Here is a 22,347-nt window from a genome sequence, read left to right on the forward strand (position 1 = left end):
CCGGCGCCACGGCATCGTCGGCCGGCGTACACATCCGGCGTGGGATACTCCGCCGGCTATTGATGGCGAGGGAATGCGATGTTCCGTTGGTTTGAATCCCTGATCCCGGTTTTCCCGCCCGTGGATGGGCGCATGCCACCGCGCAAGGTGCTGCCGTTCTACCTGCACTACCTGCGCCCGGTCTGGCCGGTGCTGCTGGCGACCCTGATTGCCGGTCTGCTGCTGGCGCTGGTGGAAGTGGCCATGTTCGACTACCTGGGCCGCATCGTCGACATGGTCGCCGAGCAGCCCGGTGCCGATTTCTTCAAGCGCCATGCCAATGAACTGGGCTGGATGCTGTTCATCACGGTCATCGCGCGGCCGATCCTGGTGGGCCTGCACAACCTGCTGGTCAACCAGGCGATCGTGCCCGGCCTGAGCAACCGCTCGCGCTGGCTGATGCACAACTACGTGGTTCGGCAGAGCCTGAGCTTCTTTCAGAACGACTTCGCCGGCAGTGTCGCCAACCGGGTCATGCAGACCGGTACCTCGCTGCGCGAGTCGGCGGTGCAGATGGTCGATTCGCTCTGGTATATCGTGGTCTATACCGGCACGGCGCTGTACCTGTTCGCGCAGGCGGACTGGCGGTTGATGGTGCCGCTGGTCCTGTGGCTGCTCGCCTATGCGGTGATCATGGTCTACTTCGTGCCGCGCGCGAAGGAACGGGCCTGGATTGCGTCCGAAGCGCGCTCCAAGGCGATGGGCCGTATCGTCGATGGCTACACCAACATTCCCACGCTGAAGCTGTTCGCCCATGGCGGGCGCGAGCAGGCCTACGTGGCCGAGTCGATCCAGGAGCTGGCGGTCAAGCACCGCGCGCAGACCCGGGTGACCACCGGCATGGACCTGACCATCGCCATCGTCAACGGGTTCCTGATTGCCGGTACCTGTGGGCTCGCGCTGTGGCTGTGGAATGGCGGCCACATCACCGTCGGCGCGATCACCCTGGCGACCGGCCTGGTGATCCGCATCCACAACATGTCCGGCTGGATCATGTGGACCATCAACGGCATTTTCGAGGACATCGGCACGGTGCAGGATGGCATCACCACCATCGCCCAGCCGCTGACCGTGCAGGACCGCGAGGACGCGGTGCCGCTGCAGGTGACCCGTGGTGGCGTGCAGTTCCAGGACATCCACTTCCATTACGGCAAGAAGGGCGGCGTGATCGCCGGCCTCGACCTGGTGGTGAAGCCGGGCGAGAAGATCGGCCTGGTCGGTCCTTCCGGTGCCGGCAAGTCGACCCTGGTGAACGTGCTGCTGCGCCTGTACGACCTGGAAAGCGGCCGCATCCTGATCGACGGCCAGGACATCGCCTACGTCACCCAGGAAAGCCTGCGCCAGCAGATCGGCGTGGTCACCCAGGACACTTCGCTGCTGCATCGCTCGATCCGCGACAACCTGCTGTACGGCCGCCCCGATGCGACCGAGGAGCAGCTGCGTGCTGCCGTAGCCAAGGCGCGTGCCGAGGCCTTCATCGATACGCTGGTGGACGGGCAGGGGCGCCGTGGCTACGACGCGCATGTCGGCGAGCGCGGCGTGAAGCTGTCCGGTGGCCAGCGCCAGCGCATCGCCATTGCCCGCGTGCTGCTGAAGGATGCGCCGATCCTGGTGCTGGACGAAGCGACCTCGGCACTGGACTCGGAAGTCGAAGCGGCGATCCAGGACAGCCTGGATGAGCTGATGGGCGGCAAGACGGTGATCGCAATCGCGCACCGGTTGTCGACCATCGCGCGCATGGACCGGCTGGTGGTGATGGACCAGGGCCGCATCGTCGAGACCGGCAGCCATGCCGAACTGATTGCGGCCGGTGGCCTGTACGCGCGCTTGTGGGCGCGACAGACCGGTGGTTTCGTGGCTGCGGAGCAGTGATTGCTTCAAGGCTTTTTGAACGGGGCACGGAGGCGGAGCCCAGGCAACTGCTTCGACGCATCGAGATCTGATGCGGACGTAAAGCGCCACGCTGTGGTGCAATCCGCGCGTTGCTTTTGCACAACTGACGCTAGATGTTCGGCTCGTCTTTCGTCCTCAATTCAGCGGGAGGGAGTGGAAATGAGAATCACGGATTTCCTGGTGATGGACGGTGAGGGTGACCAGATCCCTGCTGATCCGCATGGCCACCATGTGGCTTTCAACTGTTTCGAGTGCGGATATCCGGTCGTGGCTGGCTCATTGGAAAACGAGCGTGGCAGTGATGAGGATTGTCCTGCAGCGTGTCGTGGTTGTGGTGCCGAGTACTTCGTGGATCTGCGGCTGGGCTCAAAGAAAATGTACATCCATCTGCTCTGACCCGGCAGCAGCCCAAGCCGGGGCGAACAAAGAAAGCGGCCCGGGTTTCCCCGGGCCGCTCCGCTTCGTCTCACACCGTCCCGATCACTCGATTGGCTGGTCCAGCATCAGCTGGCGGGCGAAACGCACCGGCGGCGCGCCGTAGGACAGCACCTGGTCGTGGTACGCCTTCAGGTTGAACTTGTCGCCCAGCTTCTCCTGCACTGCCTTGCGGGTGTCGAAGTGTTCCTGCGCACCGACGAAGTAGGTCGGCAGCTGTGCCGACGTCAGCTGCGCGCGCACCCACTTGCCGGCCGCTTCGCTTTCCTGCTGGAACGCGTCGTGGGTCATCAGGTGCATCGCCTTTTCGCGATCCCAGTTGTCCACGTGCACGCCCTGGTCGAGGATCGCGTTGGAGATGGTGCGCAGGTAGAACTTCAGCTGCACCAGGTGGAACAGCGGATCATTGTTGAGGTAACCCTGCTCCTGCATCATGCGCTCGGTGTAGACCGCCCAGCCTTCGGCGAACAGGCCCGAACGCAGCACCGCACGCAGGGTCGAGGGGAACTTGGCCGAGTGCCAGCCTTCCAGGTAATGGCCCGGAGTACCTTCATGGATGCTCAGCAGGTGGATCATGCGCGAGTTGTACTCACGCAGGAACGAGTCGACCTGCTTCTCGCTCCAGTCGTCCGGAATCGGCGACACGGCGTAGAAGGTCTTCAGGTTCTTGTCCAGCGGGCCCGGCGAATCGCAGTAGGCCACGGCCACGCCACGCTGGAATTCCGGCATCAGGATGATGTCCACCGGCGCATCGGGCAGCGTCATCAGATCGTGCTCGCGCACGAACGCGGTGGACTGCTCCAGCGCGGCCTTGGCATCGTCAACAACCTTGTCGCGTGCCGGCTTGTCGGCGTAGGCCAGTTCCAGCGCGGCCTCGATCGCCTTCTGCTGCTGCTCGTCGGTCGGCTGGGCCGGCATCTCCGGTGCACCCGGCTTGTCCTTCAGCACGGTCTGCGCGATGCCGTACATGTCCTCGCGCACGCGCTTGAGTTCGGCGCGCGCACGCTCACCGATCTCCTGGCGAGACAGCGAGGAGCTCAGCGCGAATTTCAGCTTCTGGTCGTACTTCTCCGCACCGATGCGGAAGTCGCCCTTGGCGTTCGGCACCAGGGTCTTGTCCAGCCAGGTCTGCTGCTCGTCCACGGCCTTCTTCAGGCCGTCGATGGCCGCCTGCAGGCGCTGCTGGTCGGCCTGCGGCAGTTCGCCGATGTGCGGGGTGATGAAGGTATCGACGATGCTGAGGATGCCCTTGTTCTGCTTGGCAACGGTCTCGGCATGGATCTTCGGCACGCGGGCCGGATCCAGGTTCTCGCGCGCCTGGGCGAAGATCGCCGGCAGCTTTTCCATGCGCGCGGTGGCCGCCTTCAGGCGCTCCGGCAGCGGTGCGAACTCGCGCGCCATCAGGCCGTAGATCGCGCTGCCGGCGATACCGTTGTACAGCTGCGGGTCCCACTTGCCGGACTGCAGCACTTCAGCGTTCCAGATTTCCGACTGCAGCTGGTTGCGCAGGATCGCCGCGTCCACCTGGTTCTCGCGGCCCAGCTTGGCCACTTCGATCTTGTCCAGCTCGCCCAGCAGCGCCTTGTAGGCGGCCACGGTCTTCTGCTGGCCGGCGGCGCTCAGGTCGTCCAGCTCGCTGTCGTAGCGGTGGTCACCGATCTGGGTGGCGCTGACCGGCGACAGCTGCATCCAGGTGTCCATGGCGCGCTTGGACAGATCGGCGAAGGCGGCATCGACCGCCGCGTCACCTGCCTGCTGGCTGGCGGCCGGGGTGGAAGCGTTGGTCGGGGCGTCGGCCGGCTGGCAACCGGCCAGCGCGGCGACCAGGGCGAGGGCAAGAAGATGCGGGCGCATCGGCATTCCTGTACGGGGTCAAACCCTGAGCATAGGGCCCCGTTGCTGCTTTGTCCCCGTGCCATAGGATTACCATGGGCCGATTCAAGGACCCTCCAAAGGAGCGCAGGACATGGAATACCAGGGAAGCTGCCATTGCGGCAGGATCGCATTCACCGTGCAGGCCGAGGCGCCGATCAGCGACGTCATCGACTGCAACTGTTCGATGTGCCGGCGTCGCGGCAGCCTGCTGTGGTTCGCCCCGCGTGCGGCGTTCCAGCTGGCCACCGATCCGGCTGACGTGGCCACCTACCACTTCAACAAGGCCCACATCGACCACCACCACTGCCGCGAATGCGGTATCGCGCCCTACAGCGAAGCGGTCGATCCGCGTACCGGCACACCGATGGTGGCGGTGAACGTGCGCTGCGTGCCGCAGGTCGATCTGGCGGGCCTTTCGGTGACCTCCTACGACGGAGCGGCACTGTGAGGCCGGTGCGAGCGTGGACGCGCAGGGCGGCGCTGCCGGTACTGCTGCTGGCGCTGGGCGCCTGCGCCAAGCAGGGCGACATGGTGGGGGATGCGGGCGCCACGGCCGCCGAGGCTGCCATCGCTTCGCCGGAAGGCGCCTTCCTGGCCTACGAACATGACGTGCAGGTGCAGCTGGAAGCGGCGCAGATAGCACCGCGCATCCAGCAGATCGCTCAGGCCTGCCAGAGCGCGAAGTTCGGCGACTGTGCAGTGTTGCAGGTCGAGCAGCACGGCGGCGAGCAGCCCAGCGGCGAGGTCAAGGTGCGCGTCGCGCCGAAGGGTACCGAGCCGCTGATCGCGATGGCTGGTGAAGGCGGCAAGCTGCAGTCGCGCAATACGCGCGCCGAGGATCTCGCGCAGGCGGTGGCCGACACGGCATTGACCAAGGCACGGCTTGAAAAGGAACACGCCCGCCTGCTGTCCTACCAGGACCGCAAGGACCTGAAGATCGAAGACCTGATGGCGATCACCACGCGCCTGTCGGAGATCGAGGCGGGTGTCGAGCAGGCCGACAAGGATGCCGCGCAGCAGCGCCGGCGCATCGATACCCAGCTGGTGGCGATCCACTTCGACACCACCTCTGGCCAGCGCAGCCGCAGCGAGATCGGTGAGGCGCTGAGCGAGTCGGGCGGCATCCTCAGCACCAGCATCGCGTTCCTGATCCGCGCTGCGGCCGCACTGCTGCCGGTGGCCGTGCTGGCCTTGATCGCGGCCTGGGGTGTGCGGGCATGGTGGCGTCGCCGCCGCAAGCTACCGCCCAACCGCTGAGGTGAAGGCTGATGCCGGCCGTCAGCCGGCATCAGCCCTCGTCGGTCTCGTACTCGACGAACACATCCAGCTCCAGCGCCAGTTCCTGCACCGCATCGCGCACCTTCTGCGCGGTGCTTTCATTGCCGACTTCCACTTCCAACTCGTGGATGCCCGGGCCGATGTCATCGGACAGCCCGGCCGAACTGGAATCGTCGTCGTCCATATGCGGCATCAGGTCGTCGGTTTCCTCGACATGTTCGATGCCGTCCAGGCCGAGCAGCAGGTCGCTGATGGCGCGGGCGTCGTCTTCGGTTCCGGTGATGCGCAGTCGCAGCATGGCCATGGCATAGGTACGTTGTGGGTTCGCCAGCAGCCTAGCCAGCGTGAGGCAAAGAACGGGTGAGGGCGCAGTCAGGCGTGCGTCGCCGGCCGCCCGAGCAGGCTGTCCGGCAATGCCGGGACCGGCGTGCGCTCGTCCTGCGCCTGTTCCAGCAACCAGTCGATGAACAGGCGCGCGGCCGGGCTCGGCGGTTGCCCTTCTGCGTGCACCACGTGGTAGGCATAGCGTGCCTTCAATGCCGGACCGGGCAGGCGCACCACCTCGTAGCGCTGCAGGTAGGGCTGGGCGATGTGGGTGCGCGCCAGCACCGCGCCCATGCCATACACCGCCGCACGCATCGCGTCGGTGCTGTCGGCGAACGTGTGCATCGGCGGCAGGGGCGACGGTGGGCGCACACCGGCGTGGCGGAACCAGTCACGCCAGCCCTGCGGCGACAGGTCGGTCAGCAGCGGCAGGCCGGCGATGCGCGCCGGATCAACCAGTGCTTCGACCCCGGCCAGCGCCGGTGAGGCCACCGGGAACAGGAAGTCATCCATCAGGTGCTGTGCACGCAGGCCCGGCCATTGGCCCAGCCCGTAGCGGATGCCGACTTCCGGTCCGTTGTCGTCGTAGCGGTCCAGCCCGCTGCCGGTGTGCAGCTCGATGCGGATGTGTGGATAGGCCTGGGTAAAGCGTGGCAGTCGCGGCAGCAGCCAGCAGTACGAGAGCGAGCGCAGCGTGGTGATCCGCAGCGGCACGCTGTCGGCATCCGGTTGCAGGTGATGGGCCACCGCCGCGACATCGGTGAAGGCGGCGCTGGCGGCGTCGGCCAGCTGCCGGCCCTCGGCGGTCAGGCGCACGCCGCGGGCGTGGCGCAGGAACAGGCGAACTTCAAGTACTTCTTCCAGGCGGCGCACGTGGTGACTGACCGCGCTGGCGGTCAGGTGCAGCTCCTGCGCGGCCTGGGCGAAATTCTGGTGGCGTGCGGCGACCGCGAACACGGCCAGTGCGGGGAGCAGGGAAGGACGGAGCAGCATGTCGAGCCTCAAACCATATTTGTGGCTGACAGCGATACTACGCGCTTGTGCGGCGGGCGTCTGCGCCTGATCCTGTCTGCCTTGGCGAGGAACAGACGATGGACGGAGGCAGGACATGAATGCGATCCCACAGGCGGCCGAGCGCGACTGGCGCACGCCGCTGGAATTGACCCTGCTGGGCGCCATCTGGGGCTGCTCGTTCCTGTTCATGCGGGTGGCGGTGCCGTCGTTCGGCCCATTCGCGCTGGTCGAGGTGCGGCTGGCGCTGGGCGCGCTGGTGCTGCTGCCGTTCCTGTGGCGCGCCCGCGCGCAGTTCCCGCCGCGGCGCTGGCTGTGGCTGGCGCCGATCGGCCTGATCAATTCGGCGCTGCCGTTCGTGCTGTTTGCCTATGCCGCCGAGCAGGCGCCGGCTGCGATCGGTGCGATCTGCAATGCGATGACGGTGCTGTTCGCCGCGCTGATCGCGTTCCTGTTCTTCGGCGAGAAGATCGGCATGCGCCGTGCCGGGGCGCTGCTGGTCGGCTTCGCCGGCGTGGTGGTGCTGGCCACGGCCAAGGTCTCCGGCCTGAGCATCGGCACCGCAGTGCTGGCCGGTGCGGCGGCATCGCTGCTGTACGGCCTGGGCGTGAACCTGGTGAAGCGGCACATGACCGGGTTGCCGTCGGCCGCCGCCGCGGCGGCAACGCTGTCGTGCGCCTCGCTGTGGATGCTGCCGATGGCGGTCAGCCACTGGCCGCAGGCGGCGATCCCGCTGAAGGCCTGGGGCGCTGCGATCGCGCTGGGCGTGGCCTGTACCGGCTTGGCGTTCCTGATGTTCTATCGCCTGATCGGCCGTATCGGCCCGTCGCGTGCGTCGACGGTGACCTACCTGATTCCGCTGTTCGGCGCGGCATTTGCGTGGTTGTTCCTGGGGGAGGCGGTGACGCTGCAGATGTTGATTGCCGGTGCGTTGATTCTGGGTAGCGTGGCGGTGAGTCAGAAGGGCTGAGGCGTTGGTGTTTTGCGCGTGGCGCGTGCTGAAGGTGCTTCATTGTTCATGGGCGTCACTTTTCTTTTCGCGCGAAAAGAAAAGTAACCAAAAGAAACGCGCCGCCAGGTCGCGAGCCGCCGCGCTTCGCACGTCGGTCCCCTGCGCTTCTCGGTGAATCAGGGGACGGTGCCGAACTCGCTGCGCTCAGACATCGGCACCTCTTCGCCCCTGATTCCCCTGCGATGCTCGGCTTGCTCAAGGCGGACCCAGTTCAAAGGCCACAGCTGCACCCAGTAGATCCACACCATGCGTGGATGCTCTTGCTGTTGATCTTGACCTTCCAGTCCGCCTTGAGCGAGCCGAGCACCGCAGGTCCGGCGAGGGCGAAGAGGCGCGGGTGTCTGAGCGCAGCGAGTTCCCGCGCCGTCCCTCGACGGGCCGAGGAGCGGAGGGTACCGGTGCGCAGCACCGGCTCGCGACCGGCGGAGCGTTTCTTTTGGTTACTTTTCTTTGCGCACAAAGAAAAGTAACGCCCATGAACAGCGAAGTACCTTCAGCACGCGCAACGTGCAACGCGCAACGCGCAGGAAGCCAGGCTCCTACCGCACCGGCACCGGAATATTGCAGAGATCGATATGCCCCGCCGGGCGCTTGTAGAAATCATCCACGCGGTTGCGCCGCGCCTCCACCGTATCGGCAAAGGTCTTCGAGTCGGTACGCAGTACCTGGATCGGCGTGCGCTCGGCCGCCGGCACATCGCTGGCGCGGCGGATCGACATGATCGGCGTACGCAGCTTCGGGTCGGTGTAGAAGCCCATCGGCGCCGGTCCGCGCGGCGTTGCGCTGAGCAGCTCCATGCCCTTCAGCACGCGACCAACCAGCGTGATGTTGCGGTCGAGCTGGCGCGGTGACTGCCCGGTCACCACGTACAGTTCGGCGCCGATGCTGCTGTCTTCCTCGTTGCTGCGGCCGGCACCGAGCATGCCGTAGCAGTGCGCCAGCCAGGTCTTGCCGGCCTGCGGGTCCTGGCCGACCGGGAAGCCGTCGACGAATCCGGTCTGCGCGGCCCAGCCATCGCGATCCGGCAGCACGTTGACCTTCAGGCCGGCGCTGGCGCGCTCGAACTCGGCCGGCAGCTTGCGCGCGGCGCTGCCGAACGGCCTGGCCTTGGCTGCGTCATCGGCGTCGGCATCGCCGAACTGCACCACGAAGTTGTCCTGCGAGCGGTAGATGCTGGTGCCGTCCCAGAAGTGCTCGTGGGCGAAGGTCTGGATGTTGGCGACATGGCGGGGGGCGAACTGCGGCGCCAGCTCGATGATCACCCGCCCGGCCGGCAGGTCCATGTACAGCAGGTTGGCCGGGTCGGGGGTGCGCCAGTCGCTGGCGGCCGAAGCGTCCAGGATCTGCTGCGGGCTGCGGTAGGGCGTGGCCGCGCCGGCCATGGCGGGCAGCAGGCAGGCGAGGGCAAGGGCGGTCAGGGCAAGGCGACGACGGTGCGGCATGGGAACCCCGGAACATGAACAAGGCTTCGATTCTGCGCGAGCAATTCGGTCACGCCAACCGGCGGAGTGACTAACGACACATTCGCTATACCGAACTTCGCACTACTGTGGACTTCAACGTAGTGGAGGGCCGGCCATGTCCGAGGACGATGTCCACCTGAAGAAGTTCCAGAAGGAGCTCAGCGCCGGAACGGTGTCGCTGGCCCTGCTGGCGGTGCTGGCCCGGGCCGGGGAGCCGCTGTACGGCTACCTCATTGCCAAGGAGCTGGAGCGGGTGGGCGAGGGCGTGCTGAGCGGCAAGCAGAGCGCGCTGTACCCGGTACTGCGCAACCTGGAGGGCGCCGGCCTGCTGGAAAGCCATGTGGAGCCGTCCAGCAGCGGGCCGCCGCGACGCTACTACCGCATCAATGAACGTGGCCGCGAGGTGCTGGCGCAGTGGCGCCAAGCGTGGCAGGCCACCCGTGATTCCGTCGATTCCGTGTTGGAGGGGGTACCGCAATGAACGACCCGAGCCTGGCAGGCCGTGCCCTGCCCACCACCATTCCGCAGTACCTGGCGCAGCTGCGCGCGGCGCTGGAGGGCGCCGATCCGGCGATGGTGCAGGACGCGCTGTACGACGCCGAGGAATACCTGCGTTCGGAGCTGGCAGCACAGCCCGGCCGCAGCGAGGCCGAGGTGATCGCCGATGTTGCCGGCAGCTATGGCGCGCCGGACGAAGTGGCCGACATCTACCGCGAGACCGAAGTGACGGTGAACCGCGCGCTGCGTACGCCGCGTGCGGATACCGCGCCGGTACTGCGTGCCGCCGCCGAAGCCAGCGGCGTCGAACCGGCTGCGCCGCCGCCGGCGCCAGTGCAACGCTCACTGCTGGCGCGCTTCTTCGGCGTGGTGGCCGATCCGCATACCTATGGCGCGCTGTTCTACATGCTGCTGTCGCTGGCCACCGGCATCTTCTTCTTCACCTGGGTGGTGACCGGCCTGTCGCTCTCGCTCGGCCTGTTGATCCTGATCGTCGGGATTCCGCTGACCGTGCTGTTCTTCGGCTCGGTGCGCGGGCTGGCGCTGCTGGAAGGGCGGCTGGTGGAAGCATTGCTGGGCGAGCGCATGCCGCGCCGTCCGCGCTACACCGACCGTAGCCGCACGTGGCTGCAGCGCATCGGCGACATGTTCACCGATGGCCGTACCTGGCTGACCCTGCTGTACTTCGTGCTGATGCTGCCGTTGGGCGTGGTCTACTTCACCATCGCGGTGACGCTGCTGTCGCTGTCACTGGGGTTCATCTGGGCGCCGGTGGCCGCGCTGTTCAGCGGTGACATTCCGGGTGTCTACGTCGATGGCGTGAACGTGCTGCCGATGGCCGCCTCGCCGCTGGTGGGCATCGTGATCGCAGCCGTGGGCGTGCTGCTGCTGCTGTTGACGATGCACCTGGCACGGGGCATCGGCAAGCTGCACGGGCTGATTGCCAAGAACCTGCTGGTGCGGTTGTAACAGGCCAGGGGTCGGATCCCTGTTCGCAGAACAGGGCTCTGACCCCGGATCCCATCATGCTGGGTCAGAGCTCTTTCCGTTGGAAAGGGATCCGACCCCACCGCGGGGAGTTACCCCGCCTTTCGCCGCAACGGAGTGACGTTGCTCTTCTTCTTCGTGGCCTTTGCCGCCGGTGCCTCGGCATGCGCAGCGAAGAAGTCGCGCACCTTCGGGTACACCACTTCGCGCCAGCGACGGCCGCTGAAGATGCCGTAGTGGCCGGCGCCTTCGACGATGAAATGCTCGCGGCGGTCAGCAGCAATGCCGGTGCACAGCGCCTGCGCTGCTTCGGTCTGGCCGAGGCCGGCGATGTCGTCCAGTTCGCCCTCGATGCTCAGCAGCGCGGTATCGCGGATCGCCGACGGATCGACCTTCTCGCCATTGACCACCCACTCGCCACGCGGCAGCAGGAAGTCCTGGAACACCACGCGGATGGTATCCAGGTAGTACTTGGCCGGCATGTCCAGCACCGCGTTGTACTCGTCGTAGAAGCGACGGTGCGCGTCGGCGTCTTCCAGGTCGCCCTTGACCAGGTCGGTGTAGAAATCCCAGTGCGAACTGAAGTGGCGGCTGGGGTTCATCGACAGGAAGCCGGCGTGCTGCAGGAAGCCCGGATACACGCGGCGGCCGGCGCCGGGATAGCTGGCCGGCACGGTGTGGATGACGTTGTTCTCGAACCACGACAGCGGGTTCTGCGTGGCCAGGTTGTTCACTGCGGTCGGGCTGCAGCGTGCATCGATCGGGCCGCCCATCATCACCAGGGTGCGCGGTGTCGGCTCGCCACGGCTGGCCATCAGCGAAACCGCGGCCAGCACCGGTACCGTCGGCTGGCACACGCTGACCACGTGCAGGCGTTCGACGCCCAGATGGCGGATGAACTCCTGGATGTAGGCGATGTAATCGTCCAGGCCAAACTCGCCTTCGTTGGCCGGCACCATGCGCGCGTCCACCCAGTCGGTGACGTACACACGGTGGTCGCGCAGCAGCGTGCGCACGGTATCGCGCAGCAACGTGGCGTGGTGCCCGGACAGCGGTGCCACGACCAGCACGAACGGCTGGTTGAGCATGGTGTGCAGCTGTTCGGCTTCATTGCTGTGGCGCTTGAAGCGCAGCAGCTTGCAGAACGGCTTGCTCACTTCCTCGTGCACGACGATCGGCACGCGCTCGCCGTCGACCTCGATTTCGTTGATGCCCCACTCGGGCTTCTCGTAATCCTTGCCGATGCGGTGGAACAGCTCATTGACCGCCGCCAGGCGATCGGCGCCGGGCATCTGCGACCACCAGTGGCCCGGGTTGGCGAAGAATCTGGCGTTGGCCTGGGCCTGGTGCACCCAGGGGGCGAGCAGGTTGCGGGTCAGTTCGTGCAGTTGATAGAGCATGACGACCGAATATGTATGGTCATATGTTGCCGCGCAGCATATCCCATCCGGGTGTCCCGCAGGTTAAGTTGGCTGAAAATAATGAATCTGGATTCACATCCGTTCCAGCGCGGCGGCATCGCCTGCCAGGGCGGGGCCGAGCCAGCAGTGCGACCCGACCGGCTGCAGGCCGTGCCGGGCCAGCGTCCGCCGATACCAGCGTGCTGGGCGGGCCTGGAAGCCGTCGTGGTCGCCTTCGAACGCGTCCTCGGCGGCGAAGGTCTCCAGGAAGGCCACACCGCCGGTCAGCTCGGCCACGCCGGACAGGCCGGCGCGCAGCTCGCGGTCGGGCACGTAGTGCATCACGTCCGAACACACCAGCAGGTCGACCGGCGCGCAGGGCCGCAGCCAGGCGAAGTCGCCGAAGCGGGCCAGGTGCAGGTTGCGGGTGCGGCCGTAGCGGCGCGCAGCGTACTCGCTGCTGTCGAAGCCCAGGTATTCGACCTTCGGACGCAGCTTCAGCAGCGGCGCACGCCAGGCGCCTTCGCCGCAGCCGATGTCCAGCACACTGCGGATCGGTCGTTCCAGGTAGTACTCGGCACTGGCCACCGCCAGGGCCACCTTGCGCGCCAGGCGGGCGCTGCCGCCGATGTCGGCGCGGCGGTACCAGCGTTGGAAGTAGGCGGCGTCGTAGGTCTTGTCCATGGGGCGGTGCGCGTTCGGGGAAAACGGCGCCTATCGTACGGTGTTGCGCCCCCGGGTGTGGCGGACCCGCAGTAGAGCCACGCCATGCGTGGCTGTCCTGATGCGGCGATTGGACGCGGCAGCCACCCAGGAGGTGGCTCTACTGCGACAATGGGCGCCCATCTACGCCAGCCGCCGGAGCGAGCGCATGCAGAGCTACTACTGGGTCAAGACCTTCCACATCGTATTCGTGGTGGCGTGGATGGCCACGGTGTTCTACCTGCCGCGCATCCTGGTCAACCTGGCCGAGACCGCAGGCCAGCCGGCGGTGACCGAGCGCCTGCAGCTGATGGGCCTGCGCCTGTACCGTTTCGGCCACTCGATGTTCGGCTTGGCCTTTGTGCTGGGCCTGGTGCTGTGGCTGGGCTACAAGGTCATCCCGGATTTCCCGACCATGGTCGCGCCGGGCGGCGCTGGCTGGCTGCACGCCAAGCTGGGCCTGGTGGTGGTGCTGCTGGTGTATTTCAGCTGGATCGGCCGTCTGTTGAAGGGCGTGGCCAAGGGCAGGGCGCTGCCGTCGTCGCGCGCGCTGCGCTGGATCAACGAGATCCCGCTGCTGGCGTTCATTCCGATCGTGTGGCTGGTGCTGGCCAAGCCGTTCTGAACGGGGCGCGCAGCGCATCGCACAGATGCATCCACGCATGGCGTGGATCTACTGGGTGCAGCTGTGGCTTTTGATGTTCAGGTCCGCCATGAGCGAGCCGAGCATCGCAGGTGAAACAGGGGCGAAGAGGCGCCGATGTCTGAGCGCAGCGAGTTCGGCGCCGTCCCCTGATTCACCGAGAAGCGCAGGGAACCGGTGCGTGGCACCGGCTCGCGTTCGGCGGCGTGTTCTTTGGTTACTTTCTTGCACGAGCAAGAAAGTAACAAGCCGATGAATCAGGCCGCTTCGTACGTACCGTAACTGCGCAGGCGCGCGTAGCGCTGCTCCAGCAGCTGTTCGGTGGACAGCTTCTCCAGCGCGTCCAGCTCGTTCAGCAGCACGGCCTTCAGGCGCTTGGCCATCTGCGTCGGGTTGCGGTGGGCGCCACCGGTGGGCTCGCGCACGACCTTGTCGACCAGGCCCAGGCTCTTCAGGCGCGGCGCGGTCAGGCCCAGCTGCTCGGCCGCTTCCTTGGCCTTGCCCGCGTCCTTCCACAGGATCGAGGCGCAGCCTTCCGGGGTGATGGTCGAGTACACCGCGTATTCCAGCATCACGGTGCGGTCGCCCACGCCCAGCGCCAGCGCGCCGCCGGAGCCGCCTTCACCGATTACGGTGCAGATGATCGGCACCTTCAGCTCGGCCATCTCGATCAGGTTGCGCGCGATGGCCTCGGACTGCCCGCGCGATTCGGCGTCGATACCCGGCCAGGCGCCGGCGGTGTCGATCAGGGTCAGCACCGGCAGGCCGAAGCGCTCGGCCATCTTCATCAGGCGCAGCGCCTTGCGGTAACCCTCCGGCTTGGGCATGCCGAAGTTGCGCTTGATCTTTTCCTTGGTATCGCGGCCCTTCTGGTGGCCGATCACCATTACCGCGCGGCCATTGATGCGGGCCAGGCCGCCCATGATCGCCTTGTCGTCGGCGAAGGCGCGGTCACCGGCCAGCTCCTGGAACTCATCGAACATGACGCGGATGTAGTCGGCGGTATACGGACGCGACGGGTGCCGGGCCAGCTGCAGCACCTGCCACGAGGTCAGGTTGCGGAAGATCTGCGCGGTGCGCATGCGCAGCTTGTCCTGCAGCGCGTGCACTTCCGCCTCGACATTGACCGCCGGCCCGGCACTGGCGTTGCGCAGTTCCTGGATCTTGGCTTCCAGGTCGGCGATGGGTTGCTCGAAGTCGAGGTAGTTCGGATTCATCGGAAGCCGTCGTGTAAAGAAGGGGGCAATTCTAGCCGAATGCGTGCAAACCACCCGTACGCCTTCGTCTGGAAGGCGACGGTAGCGCAGCCGGGCAGGCGGCGCCAGTCAGCTCAGGGCACCACCAGGGCGCTGCGGCCCATCAACTGGCTGCGCCGGGAAACGAAGTCGTTGTAGGCCTCGTTGGCCTCCCGGCCCAGGCCGCTGCCCAGGGCGGCGGTAGCCGAGGTGAAGGCCATCTGCGCGTCGAAGTCCTGCTTGCGCAGGGCCTTCTGTTCATCGGCGGTGGTGGCCTTCAGCCAGCGGGCATAGACCTCGCGCAGCGGCGCGGCGTGCGCCTCGAAGGCGGGGTCGAGTGCCGGCAGGCTGGCCGGGGCCGGTTCCAGGCTGAACGCCGGGGCCACGTAGCCGGCCGGCTGTTCGCGCTTGAATGCACCGGGTTCGCCCATGCCTTCTTCGACGTAGGCGATGAAATCCGGTGCCGTGAACACCTTGGCCACGATCTGGCCGCCGCTGGCGTCGACGTGGGCCACCACCTTTTCCGTCGGGAAGGGTTCGCGCACGCCGTAGGTCCAGGTCTTGTCGATGAACAGTTCGTGGCTCTTCTCGAACGGGCCCTCGAAGTCGACGCCGCCCAGCTCGATGCCGGCCTTGCCGGTGCCGAAGTTCTTCAGCTTGCTCTCGTCGGTGACATAGACCTCGCGAGCGATCACGTACTCGCTCAGGGTCGGGTTGATCAGGCCGCCGCGGCCATCGACGTAGACGATGAAGCGCACATCGCCGAGCGTGTCGGTGTGCAGGCGATGCTCGCCAATGGCCAGCGAGACCGGGCGCGAGCCGTGCGCAGCCACTGGCAGGTCCTGGCCGTCGATGCTCAGCGCCAGCGGCGTGTCGGTCGGATTGTCGATCTGGAACTCGATCTTCGACGGCGAGCAGGCGGCCAGCGCCAGTGCGGCAACGAACGGGAACAGCAGGGTCTTCATCGGCAATCGTCCTTGATGACTGGAACGGGAAAAACAGGAACACGAAGCAGCCAGCCTCAGCTGGCCCACGGCGGGCTGTAGCGCACCTTCAGCGTACGTACGGCCGGGTCGGCGCGCAGCGCCTCCATCAGCTTGGAATCGATGCGCACTGCGCTCTGCCCGGAGACATCCAGCATGCCGGCGACACCGCCGTGCGGGCCCTTCAGCAGCAGGTCCAGGCGCAGCGGCGTGCGCCCCGGGCGATGGCGGTCGAGCAGGGCATTGATGCGCTCCCAGACCGGGCGCTGCTGGCGCAGGTCCAGGCGCAGCGACAGCCGCGTGGCGTAGTTGGCGCACACTTCGTCGAAGTCCCAGCACTGGCGGATGCGCAACGCGAAGCCGCCGTTGAATTCGTCCTCACGCAGGCCACCCTTCACCACCAGGATGCGGTCCTTGGTCATCAGGTGGCCGAACTCGGCCATCGCATCGGAGAACGCGCTGCACTCCACCCGGCCGCGACCGTCCTCCAGCTGGATGAAAATCTGGCTTTCGCCCTTGCGGCGCACGCCGACCACCTGGCCGGCCAGCACGGTCTGCACTTCCGGGCGCCAGCGCTTCTCGCCGCCACCGCCGCCGCTGTTGGCGCTCCAGATTTTCTCCACCGAACCCAGGTCGTTGCCTACCAGATCGCGCACATCGTCGCGCCAGGGATCGAACGGGTGGCCGCTGAGGTAGAAGCCCAGCGTATCGCGCTCGCCGTTGAGGCGCTGCAGCAGCGGCCATTCTTCGGCTTCCGGCAGGTCCAGCTGGATCGAAACGGTGCTCGGATCGGGCCCGCCAAACAGCGAATTCTGCCCGGACGCACGCTCGCGTGCCATCTGGTCGGTGGCCTTGATCACTTCCGGCAGCTGCAGCATCAGCGAGGCACGGTTGCGGCCGAGTTCATCGAGCGCGCCACAGTTGATCATCGCTTCCAGCGTGCGCCGGTTGAGCTTGGCCGAGCCGACGCGGGTGCAGAAGTCCAGCAGATCCTTGAACGGTCCGCCCTTCAGTCGTTCCTCGACCACCGCTTCGCAGGCGCCCTGGCCGACGCCCTTGATCGCGCCCAGACCGTACTGGATCGTGTCCGGCGTGACCGCTTCGAACATGAAGGCCGACTGGTTCACCTTCGGCGGCAGCACGGTCAGGCCGAGGTTGCGCACCTCGTCGAGGAAGCCAACCACCTTGTCGGTGTTGTCCAGGTCCGAAGACAGCGTGGCCGCCATGAACTCTGCCGGGTAATGGCGCTTCAGCCAGGCGGTCTGGTAGCTGACCAGTGCGTATGCAGCGGCGTGCGACTTGTTGAAGCCATAGCCGGCGAACTTCTCCATCAGGTCGAAGATTTCGTCGGCCTTGGGGCCGTCGACGCCGCCCTTGGCTGCACCTTCGCGGAAGATCTCGCGATGCTTGGCCATTTCCGCCGGCACCTTCTTGCCCATCGCGCGTCGCAGCAGGTCAGCGCCGCCCAGCGAGTAGCCGCCGACGATCTGCGCCATCTGCATCACCTGCTCCTGGTACACCATGATGCCGTAGGTGTCCTTCAGGATCGCTTCGGTGCGCGGATCGGGATAGATGATCTCTTCCTGGCCGTGCTTGCGCGCGTTGAAGGAGGGAATCAGATCCATCGGGCCGGGGCGATACAGCGACACCAGCGCGATCAGGTCTTCGAAGCGGTCGGGGCGCGCGTCCTTCAGCAGGCGGCGCATGCCCGAGGACTCGAACTGGAACACCGCGCCGGTGTTGCCGTTGGCGAAGATGTCCTTGTAGGTGGGCGCATCGTCGAGCGGGATCGCGGCAATGTCGACCGGCGGAATGCCCGCGCGTTCGTGACGCTTGTTGATCGCCTTCACTGCCCAGTCGATGATGGTCAGCGTGCGCAGGCCGAGGAAGTCGAACTTCACCAGGCCCACTTCTTCAACGTCGTTCTTGTCGAACTGGGTGACCGGGTTCTTGCCGAGCCCATTTTCGTCGTGTTCGGCGTACAGCGGGCAGAACTCGCTCAGCGGCTCGGGCCCGATCACCACGCCACCGGCGTGCTTGCCGGCGTTGCGGGTCAGGTCTTCCAGCTGCAGCGCCAGATCGATCAGGTCGCGGACATCGTCCTCGGTCTCATAGCGCTGGATCAGTTCGGCCGAGGCCATTTCCGAGCTCGGGCCTTCCTTGCCCTTGCCCAGCGCATCCTTCAGGTGGATGCCCAGGATGTTCGGGATCAGCTTGGAAACACCGTCGACCAGGCCATACGGGAAGCCGAGCACGCGGCCGGAGTCGCGCACCACCGCCTTGGCGGCCATGGTGCCGTAGGTGATGATCTGGCTGACGCGCTCGCGCCCGTACTTGCGGGCGACGTAGTCGATCACCTCGTCGCGGCGGTCCATGCAGAAGTCGATGTCGAAGTCGGGCATCGACACGCGTTCCGGGTTCAGGAATCGCTCGAACAGCAGGTTGTACGGCAGCGGGTCCAGGTCGGTAATCTTCAGCGCCCAGGCCACCAGCGAGCCGGCACCCGAGCCGCGGCCGGGACCGATCGGGATGCCCTGGTTCTTGCCCCACTGGATGAAGTCGGCCACGATCAGGAAGTAGCCGGGGAAGCCCATCTTGATGATGGTGTTGAGCTCGAACTCCAGGCGCTCGAAGTACTCCTCACGGGTCTTGCCCGGCGCCAGCGGATTCTTCTCCAGGCGCTCTTCCAGGCCGTCGCGCGACATCTTCTGGATCCAGGTGTCCAGGGTCTCGTCGTCGGGCACCGGGTAGTTGGGCAGGAAGTAGGTGCCCAGCCGCATCTCGATGTTGCAGCGCTCGGCCAGCGCCAGCGTGTTGTCGATCGCATCGGGGATGTCGGCGAACAGCGCGCACATCTCCTCGGCCGACTTCAGGTACTGCTGGTCGCTGTACTCGCGCGGACGCTTGGGATCGTCCAGCACGCGGCCGGTGGAAATGCACACGCGCGCTTCGTGCGCGCTGAAATCCGACGGCGACAGGAAGCGCACGTCATTGCTGGCGACCACCGGCAGGCCGCGCTGGCCAGCGGCCATCAGCGCGAACTGGTTGAAGGTTTCCTCGCCCTCGCGGCCGGTACGGGTCAGCTCCAGGTGCAGGCCATCGCCGAATACGCGCTGCCAGTCGGCCAGCTGCTGCTCGGCCAGTTCATGCTTGCCGTCCAGTGCCAGGCGCCCGGCCAGGCTCTGCCGGCCGGCCAGCGCGAACAGGTTGGCATTGCCGGCCTTCAGCCAGTCCGGGTGGATGGCCACGCCGCCTTCCGGGCGATGGCCTTCCATCCAGGCGCGGGTCAGCAGCCGCGACAGGCTCAGGTAGCCCTCGCGGTCGCGGCACAGCAGGGTCATCCGCCACGGGTCCTGGCCTTCCTCTGCGATCAGCACGTCGGCACCGGCGATCGGCTTGATGCCGACGCCTTCGGCGGCCTTGTAGAACTTGACCAGGGCGAACAGGTTGTTGAGATCGGTCACCGCCAGCGCGGGCAGGCCGAGCTCCACCGAGCGCGACAGCAGGTTGGCCTGCTTGGCCTTCTTCGGGTCCGCCTGGTCCGGCTTGGCCGGCACACGGATGGTGGAGTCCGCCAGCGAGAACTCGGTGTGGACGTGGAGATGTACGAAGCGGGAGTTGGACATGCCGGACCAGGTTGGAGCGCGCGGGCCCCGGGTGCTGACGGAGGTTCGTCGCCGGGGTCGGGAAGCGCTGGAATGCCCGGTCAGGGTAGCGAGGGCAGGGGGTTGCCACAAGGCTTGACAGGGGCACGGCGTGGCGCCGGATTCAGGCGTGCGGGAGGCCGCCTTCTGTAGAGCCGAGCCCATGCTCGGCTGTCCACAGCAGCCGAGCATGGGCTCGGCCCTACAACTCCAGCTGGCTCAGGCGATGGCCGCCGCCTGCGCCAGGTCCAGGCACTCACGCACCGGTGCGAAGCTGCGCCGATGCTCCACGCAGGGGCCGTGCTCGCGCAGGGCGGCCAGGTGGGCCGGAGTGCCGTAGCCCTTGTGCTGCTCGAAGCCGTATTGCGGGTGGCGGGCATGCACATCCTGCATGTAGCGGTCGCGCGAGACCTTGGCCAGGATCGATGCGGCCATGATTGCGCGGTCGATGCCATCGCCGCCGACCAGCGCCTGCGCCGGCAGCACCAGGCCCTTGGGCACCACATTGCCGTCGATGCGGGCGAAGCCGGCCACATGGGCGACCGCTGCAACGACGTCACGCATGCCCTGCAGGGTGGCCTGGTAGATGTTCAGGCGGTCGATGGTGTCCACGTCCACCAGCACCACGTGCCAGGCCAGGGCACGCTCGATGATGCGGTCATGCAGCTGCTCGCGGCGGGCCGCGGTGAGCTGCTTGGAGTCGTCCAGGCCGTTGATCCGTGGCCGCGCCGGGTCGAACACCACCGCCGCCACCGCCACCGGCCCGGCCAGCGGGCCACGCCCGGCCTCGTCGACGCCGGCCACAAGACGCTCCGGCTCGACCACGGCCACGCCGTCGAACAGGGTCAGGCTGGCTGCGGCGGCGTGACGGCGGCTCATGCCTGGGCCTGGTCGCGCATCAGCAGCTCGCCGACGGCATCGGCGGCACGCGCCGAGGCGTTGCGTCGCAGGCGTTCGTGCAGGCGCACGTAAGTGTCCTGCAGGTCGCTCACCCGCTGCGGGTGGTCGAACCACTGCTGGATGGCCGCGGCCAGCCTGTCCGGCGTGCAGTCGTGCTGCATCAGTTCCGGTGCCAGGTCCTGCCCGGCCAGGATGTTGGGCAGGGCGAAGCGGTCGACCTTGATCAGGCCAAGCGCCTTCACCAGTCGATAGGTCAGTTCGTTGACACGGTAACCGACCACCATCGGCCGCTTCACCAGCATGGCCTCCAGGGTCGCGGTACCGGAGGCCAGCACCACCACGTCGGCGGCGATCATCGCGTTGCGCGCCTGGCCGTCCAGCACGTGCGAGTAGGCCACCGGCAGCGCCGAGCGCGACAGCTGTTCTTCGATCAGCTGCCTGCAGGCCGGGTTGGCGGCAGGCACCACCACGTGCAGGCCCGGAATGCGTTCGGAGACCTGCCAGGCCGCTTCGAAGAACGGCTCGCCCAGGCGCGAGATCTCGCCGAGGCGGCTGCCCGGCAACACCGCCAGCACCTTGGCCGAGGCCGGCAGGCCGAGCGCGGCGCGTGCTTCCTCGCGGTTGCCCTGCAGCGGAATGTCATCGGCCATCGGGTGGCCGACGAAGCGCGCGTCGATGCCGTGCCGGGCATAGATCGGCGGCTCCATCGGGAACAGGCACAGCACCAGGTCGGCGCTGCTGCCGATCTTCTCGGCGCGCTTTTCGCGCCAGGCCCAGACTGACGGGCTGACGTAATGCACGGTGCGCACGCCGCGCTGTTTCAACCAGCGCTCGATGCCCAGGTTGAAATCGGGGGCGTCGATGCCGATGAACACGTCCGGCTGCCAGTCCAGCGCACGCTGGCGGAACGCCGAGCGCAGCTTGAGCAGGCGTGGCAGGTGGCGCAGCACTTCGGTCAGGCCCATCACCGCCAGCTCGCTGGCATCGTGCCAGGTCTGGCAGCCGGCGCTGCGCATGGCATCGCCGCCGATACCGGCGAACTCGGCATTCGGGAAGCGCGCCTTCAGTTCACGCACCAGGCCCGCACCGAGCAGGTCGCCGGAGGCTTCACCGGCAACCAGCGCGATCCGCAACGGGCGCTCGCTGAGCACCCGCTGTGCGGGAACGCTGCCGGCCATCGAGGCCAGCGGGATCACCGCGGCGCCGGCCGGCGCCTGGCCGGTCGAGCTGCTCATCGCAGCAGGGGCCTCTCGGCGTGCTCGATGAAGTCCAGCATCGCCTTCACGTCGTCGCTGTCACGCGCCTGTTCGGTCAGCTGCACCTTGGCCTCTGCCAGCGGCAGGCCCGCGACGTACAGCGTGCGGTACGCACGCTTGATGGCCGAAATGCGGTCAGCGTCGAAGCCGCGCCGCTTCAGGCCTTCGCTGTTGATGCCACGCGGGCGTCCCAGCGAATCGGTGCCGACCATGGTGAACGGCGGTACATCACCATTGGTCAGCGCGCCCATGCCGAGGAAGGCATGCGCGCCGATGCGGCAGAACTGGTGGGCACCGGCGAAGCCGCTGATGATCACGTAGTCGCCCACGGTCACGTGGCCAGCCAGAGTGGTGTTGTTGGAGAACACGCAGAAGTTGCCGACATGGCAGTCGTGTGCCACGTGCGTGTAGGCCAGCATCCAGTTGTCGTTGCCGATGGTGGTGATGCCGCCGCCGCCGCCGGTGCCACGGTTGAGCGTGACGAACTCGCGGAACACGTTGCGATCGCCGATCACCAGTTCGGTACGCTCGCCGCCGAACTTCTTGTCCTGCGGCTCGCCACCGATCGCGGCATGGCCGACGAAGCGGTTGTCGCGGCCGATCCGGGTCGGGCCGTGGATGCTGCAATGGGGGCCCACCACCGTGCCGGCACCGATTTCAACGTCGGGGCCGATCAGGGTGAAGGCGCCCACCTGGACATCGTCGGCCAGGCGTGCGGCCGGGTCGATGACGGCGGTGGGGTGGATCCGCGGTGCGTTGTCAGTCATTG

21 protein-coding genes are annotated in these 22,347 nt (G+C 66.8%); 8 read left to right on the top strand and 13 right to left on the bottom strand.

Annotated elements, in window-relative coordinates; genetic code table 11:
• Positions 1-78 precede the first annotated feature (78 nt).
• Both smrA and ACSDHM_RS04850 read left to right on the top strand, forming a co-directional pair.
• Complete coding sequence (gene smrA / locus ACSDHM_RS04845) at positions 79-1,911, top strand: multidrug efflux ABC transporter SmrA (protein WP_061480683.1); 1,833 nt, start codon at positions 79-81, stop codon at positions 1,909-1,911.
• 180 nt (positions 1,912-2,091) lie between these two features.
• The gene (locus ACSDHM_RS04850) at positions 2,092-2,328 is read left to right on the top strand and encodes a hypothetical protein (RefSeq protein ID WP_088496928.1); all 237 of its coding nucleotides are present in this window, start codon (positions 2,092-2,094) and stop codon (positions 2,326-2,328) included.
• Between the two features lie 84 nt (positions 2,329-2,412).
• On the opposite strand, the gene ACSDHM_RS04855 is transcribed toward ACSDHM_RS04850, so the two are convergent.
• Positions 2,413-4,221, bottom strand: coding sequence for a DUF885 domain-containing protein (locus ACSDHM_RS04855; RefSeq protein ID WP_072166826.1), 1,809 nt, complete (start codon positions 4,219-4,221; stop codon positions 2,413-2,415).
• A 112-nt stretch (positions 4,222-4,333) separates the two neighbouring features.
• Between ACSDHM_RS04855 and ACSDHM_RS04860 the strand changes: the two genes are divergently transcribed.
• Both ACSDHM_RS04860 and ACSDHM_RS04865 read left to right on the top strand, forming a co-directional pair.
• A complete protein-coding gene (locus ACSDHM_RS04860) occupies positions 4,334-4,690 on the top strand; it encodes a GFA family protein (RefSeq protein WP_072166825.1) in 357 nt (118 codons plus the stop codon).
• Positions 4,687-5,499 (top strand): DUF4349 domain-containing protein, encoded by an 813-nt coding sequence (locus tag ACSDHM_RS04865; RefSeq protein WP_111008401.1) that lies wholly within the window; start codon positions 4,687-4,689, stop codon positions 5,497-5,499. Before ACSDHM_RS04860 ends, ACSDHM_RS04865 begins: the two co-directional genes overlap by 4 nt.
• 31 nt (positions 5,500-5,530) lie before the next feature.
• Here the strand turns inward: ACSDHM_RS04865 and ACSDHM_RS04870 are convergent, their stop codons facing one another.
• Both ACSDHM_RS04870 and ACSDHM_RS04875 read right to left on the bottom strand, forming a co-directional pair.
• A complete protein-coding gene (locus ACSDHM_RS04870; RefSeq protein WP_005415831.1) occupies positions 5,531-5,824 on the bottom strand; it encodes a hypothetical protein in 294 nt (97 codons plus the stop codon).
• A gap of 68 nt (positions 5,825-5,892) precedes the next feature.
• The gene (locus ACSDHM_RS04875) at positions 5,893-6,837 is read right to left on the bottom strand and encodes a LysR substrate-binding domain-containing protein (protein ID WP_088496930.1); all 945 of its coding nucleotides are present in this window, start codon (positions 6,835-6,837) and stop codon (positions 5,893-5,895) included.
• Positions 6,838-6,952: 115 nt separating this feature from the next.
• Here ACSDHM_RS04875 and ACSDHM_RS04880 point away from each other — a divergent pair, with 115 nt between their 5' ends.
• The gene (locus tag ACSDHM_RS04880) at positions 6,953-7,825 is read left to right on the top strand and encodes a DMT family transporter (protein WP_439426704.1); all 873 of its coding nucleotides are present in this window, start codon (positions 6,953-6,955) and stop codon (positions 7,823-7,825) included.
• Between the two features lie 158 nt (positions 7,826-7,983).
• Here ACSDHM_RS04880 and ACSDHM_RS04885 read toward each other — a convergent pair whose 3' ends face one another.
• On the bottom strand, positions 7,984-8,115 hold the full coding sequence (locus ACSDHM_RS04885; RefSeq protein ID WP_439426705.1) for a hypothetical protein: 132 nt from the start codon (positions 8,113-8,115) through the stop codon (positions 7,984-7,986).
• 291 nt (positions 8,116-8,406) lie between these two features.
• The gene (locus ACSDHM_RS04890; RefSeq protein ID WP_353080181.1) at positions 8,407-9,309 is read right to left on the bottom strand and encodes a peptidylprolyl isomerase; all 903 of its coding nucleotides are present in this window, start codon (positions 9,307-9,309) and stop codon (positions 8,407-8,409) included.
• 136 nt (positions 9,310-9,445) lie between these two features.
• Here ACSDHM_RS04890 and ACSDHM_RS04895 point away from each other — a divergent pair, with 136 nt between their 5' ends.
• Together ACSDHM_RS04895 and ACSDHM_RS04900 are read left to right on the top strand one after the other, a co-directional pair.
• On the top strand, positions 9,446-9,811 hold the full coding sequence (locus ACSDHM_RS04895; RefSeq protein WP_004150914.1) for a PadR family transcriptional regulator: 366 nt from the start codon (positions 9,446-9,448) through the stop codon (positions 9,809-9,811).
• Positions 9,808-10,797 carry a sensor domain-containing protein gene (locus tag ACSDHM_RS04900; RefSeq protein WP_061480675.1) on the top strand — a complete coding sequence of 330 codons (990 nt, stop codon included), beginning with the start codon at positions 9,808-9,810 and terminating at the stop codon, positions 10,795-10,797. The genes ACSDHM_RS04895 and ACSDHM_RS04900 overlap by 4 nt, the downstream gene beginning before the upstream one ends.
• Positions 10,798-10,907: 110 nt before the next feature.
• Here the strand turns inward: ACSDHM_RS04900 and ACSDHM_RS04905 are convergent, their stop codons facing one another.
• Both ACSDHM_RS04905 and ACSDHM_RS04910 read right to left on the bottom strand, forming a co-directional pair.
• A complete protein-coding gene (locus ACSDHM_RS04905) occupies positions 10,908-12,215 on the bottom strand; it encodes a polyhydroxyalkanoate depolymerase (RefSeq protein WP_061480170.1) in 1,308 nt (435 codons plus the stop codon).
• A gap of 93 nt (positions 12,216-12,308) precedes the next feature.
• Entirely contained in the window at positions 12,309-12,899 is a 591-nt protein-coding gene (locus ACSDHM_RS04910) for a class I SAM-dependent DNA methyltransferase (RefSeq protein ID WP_439426706.1), read from the bottom strand.
• A 187-nt stretch (positions 12,900-13,086) separates the two neighbouring features.
• On the opposite strand from ACSDHM_RS04910, the gene ACSDHM_RS04915 reads away from it, so the two are divergent.
• Positions 13,087-13,542 (top strand): CopD family protein, encoded by a 456-nt coding sequence (locus ACSDHM_RS04915; RefSeq protein WP_053497082.1) that lies wholly within the window; start codon positions 13,087-13,089, stop codon positions 13,540-13,542.
• Between the two features lie 275 nt (positions 13,543-13,817).
• On the opposite strand, the gene ACSDHM_RS04920 is transcribed toward ACSDHM_RS04915, so the two are convergent.
• From ACSDHM_RS04920 to lpxA, 6 genes are all read right to left on the bottom strand, one after another.
• Positions 13,818-14,777 (bottom strand): acetyl-CoA carboxylase carboxyltransferase subunit alpha, encoded by a 960-nt coding sequence (locus tag ACSDHM_RS04920; protein ID WP_072166817.1) that lies wholly within the window; start codon positions 14,775-14,777, stop codon positions 13,818-13,820.
• A 113-nt stretch (positions 14,778-14,890) separates the two neighbouring features.
• Positions 14,891-15,760: a hypothetical protein gene (locus ACSDHM_RS04925; protein WP_088496935.1), complete on the bottom strand. Its 870-nt coding sequence runs from the start codon at positions 15,758-15,760 to the stop codon at positions 14,891-14,893.
• A gap of 56 nt (positions 15,761-15,816) precedes the next feature.
• Positions 15,817-19,404 (bottom strand): DNA polymerase III subunit alpha, encoded by a 3,588-nt coding sequence (dnaE, locus tag ACSDHM_RS04930; RefSeq protein ID WP_072166815.1) that lies wholly within the window; start codon positions 19,402-19,404, stop codon positions 15,817-15,819.
• Between the two features lie 237 nt (positions 19,405-19,641).
• Positions 19,642-20,301, bottom strand: a complete 660-nt coding sequence (locus ACSDHM_RS04935; protein ID WP_049416727.1) for a ribonuclease HII — start codon at positions 20,299-20,301, stop codon at positions 19,642-19,644.
• Complete coding sequence (gene lpxB, locus ACSDHM_RS04940) at positions 20,298-21,500, bottom strand: lipid-A-disaccharide synthase (protein ID WP_227836671.1); 1,203 nt, start codon at positions 21,498-21,500, stop codon at positions 20,298-20,300. The genes ACSDHM_RS04935 and lpxB overlap by 4 nt, the downstream gene beginning before the upstream one ends.
• A 53-nt stretch (positions 21,501-21,553) precedes the next feature.
• On the bottom strand, positions 21,554-22,345 hold the full coding sequence (gene lpxA, locus ACSDHM_RS04945) for an acyl-ACP--UDP-N-acetylglucosamine O-acyltransferase (RefSeq protein WP_005415844.1): 792 nt from the start codon (positions 22,343-22,345) through the stop codon (positions 21,554-21,556).
• Between the last annotated feature and the right edge of the window lie 2 nt (positions 22,346-22,347).

The organism is Stenotrophomonas sp. T8 (assembly GCF_051853085.1).
Taxonomy (GTDB): domain Bacteria; phylum Pseudomonadota; class Gammaproteobacteria; order Xanthomonadales; family Xanthomonadaceae; genus Stenotrophomonas; species Stenotrophomonas sepilia.

Coding starts and splice junctions, on each gene's coding strand:
- smrA (WP_061480683.1), top strand. CDS start 79: ATGTTCCGTTGGTTTGAATCCCTGATCCCGGTTTTCCCGCCCGTGGAT.
- ACSDHM_RS04850 (WP_088496928.1), top strand. CDS start 2,092: ATGAGAATCACGGATTTCCTGGTGATGGACGGTGAGGGTGACCAGATC.
- ACSDHM_RS04855 (WP_072166826.1), bottom strand. CDS start 4,221: ATGCGCCCGCATCTTCTTGCCCTCGCCCTGGTCGCCGCGCTGGCCGGT.
- ACSDHM_RS04860 (WP_072166825.1), top strand. CDS start 4,334: ATGGAATACCAGGGAAGCTGCCATTGCGGCAGGATCGCATTCACCGTG.
- ACSDHM_RS04870 (WP_005415831.1), bottom strand. CDS start 5,824: ATGGCCATGCTGCGACTGCGCATCACCGGAACCGAAGACGACGCCCGC.
- ACSDHM_RS04875 (WP_088496930.1), bottom strand. CDS start 6,837: ATGCTGCTCCGTCCTTCCCTGCTCCCCGCACTGGCCGTGTTCGCGGTC.
- ACSDHM_RS04880 (WP_439426704.1), top strand. CDS start 6,953: ATGAATGCGATCCCACAGGCGGCCGAGCGCGACTGGCGCACGCCGCTG.
- ACSDHM_RS04885 (WP_439426705.1), bottom strand. CDS start 8,115: ATGGTGTGGATCTACTGGGTGCAGCTGTGGCCTTTGAACTGGGTCCGC.
- ACSDHM_RS04890 (WP_353080181.1), bottom strand. CDS start 9,309: ATGCCGCACCGTCGTCGCCTTGCCCTGACCGCCCTTGCCCTCGCCTGC.
- ACSDHM_RS04895 (WP_004150914.1), top strand. CDS start 9,446: ATGTCCGAGGACGATGTCCACCTGAAGAAGTTCCAGAAGGAGCTCAGC.
- ACSDHM_RS04900 (WP_061480675.1), top strand. CDS start 9,808: ATGAACGACCCGAGCCTGGCAGGCCGTGCCCTGCCCACCACCATTCCG.
- ACSDHM_RS04905 (WP_061480170.1), bottom strand. CDS start 12,215: ATGCTCTATCAACTGCACGAACTGACCCGCAACCTGCTCGCCCCCTGG.
- ACSDHM_RS04910 (WP_439426706.1), bottom strand. CDS start 12,899: ATGGACAAGACCTACGACGCCGCCTACTTCCAACGCTGGTACCGCCGC.
- ACSDHM_RS04915 (WP_053497082.1), top strand. CDS start 13,087: ATGCAGAGCTACTACTGGGTCAAGACCTTCCACATCGTATTCGTGGTG.
- ACSDHM_RS04920 (WP_072166817.1), bottom strand. CDS start 14,777: ATGAATCCGAACTACCTCGACTTCGAGCAACCCATCGCCGACCTGGAA.
- ACSDHM_RS04925 (WP_088496935.1), bottom strand. CDS start 15,760: ATGAAGACCCTGCTGTTCCCGTTCGTTGCCGCACTGGCGCTGGCCGCC.
- dnaE (WP_072166815.1), bottom strand. CDS start 19,404: ATGTCCAACTCCCGCTTCGTACATCTCCACGTCCACACCGAGTTCTCG.
- ACSDHM_RS04935 (WP_049416727.1), bottom strand. CDS start 20,301: ATGAGCCGCCGTCACGCCGCCGCAGCCAGCCTGACCCTGTTCGACGGC.
- lpxB (WP_227836671.1), bottom strand. CDS start 21,500: ATGGCCGGCAGCGTTCCCGCACAGCGGGTGCTCAGCGAGCGCCCGTTG.
- lpxA (WP_005415844.1), bottom strand. CDS start 22,345: ATGACTGACAACGCACCGCGGATCCACCCCACCGCCGTCATCGACCCG.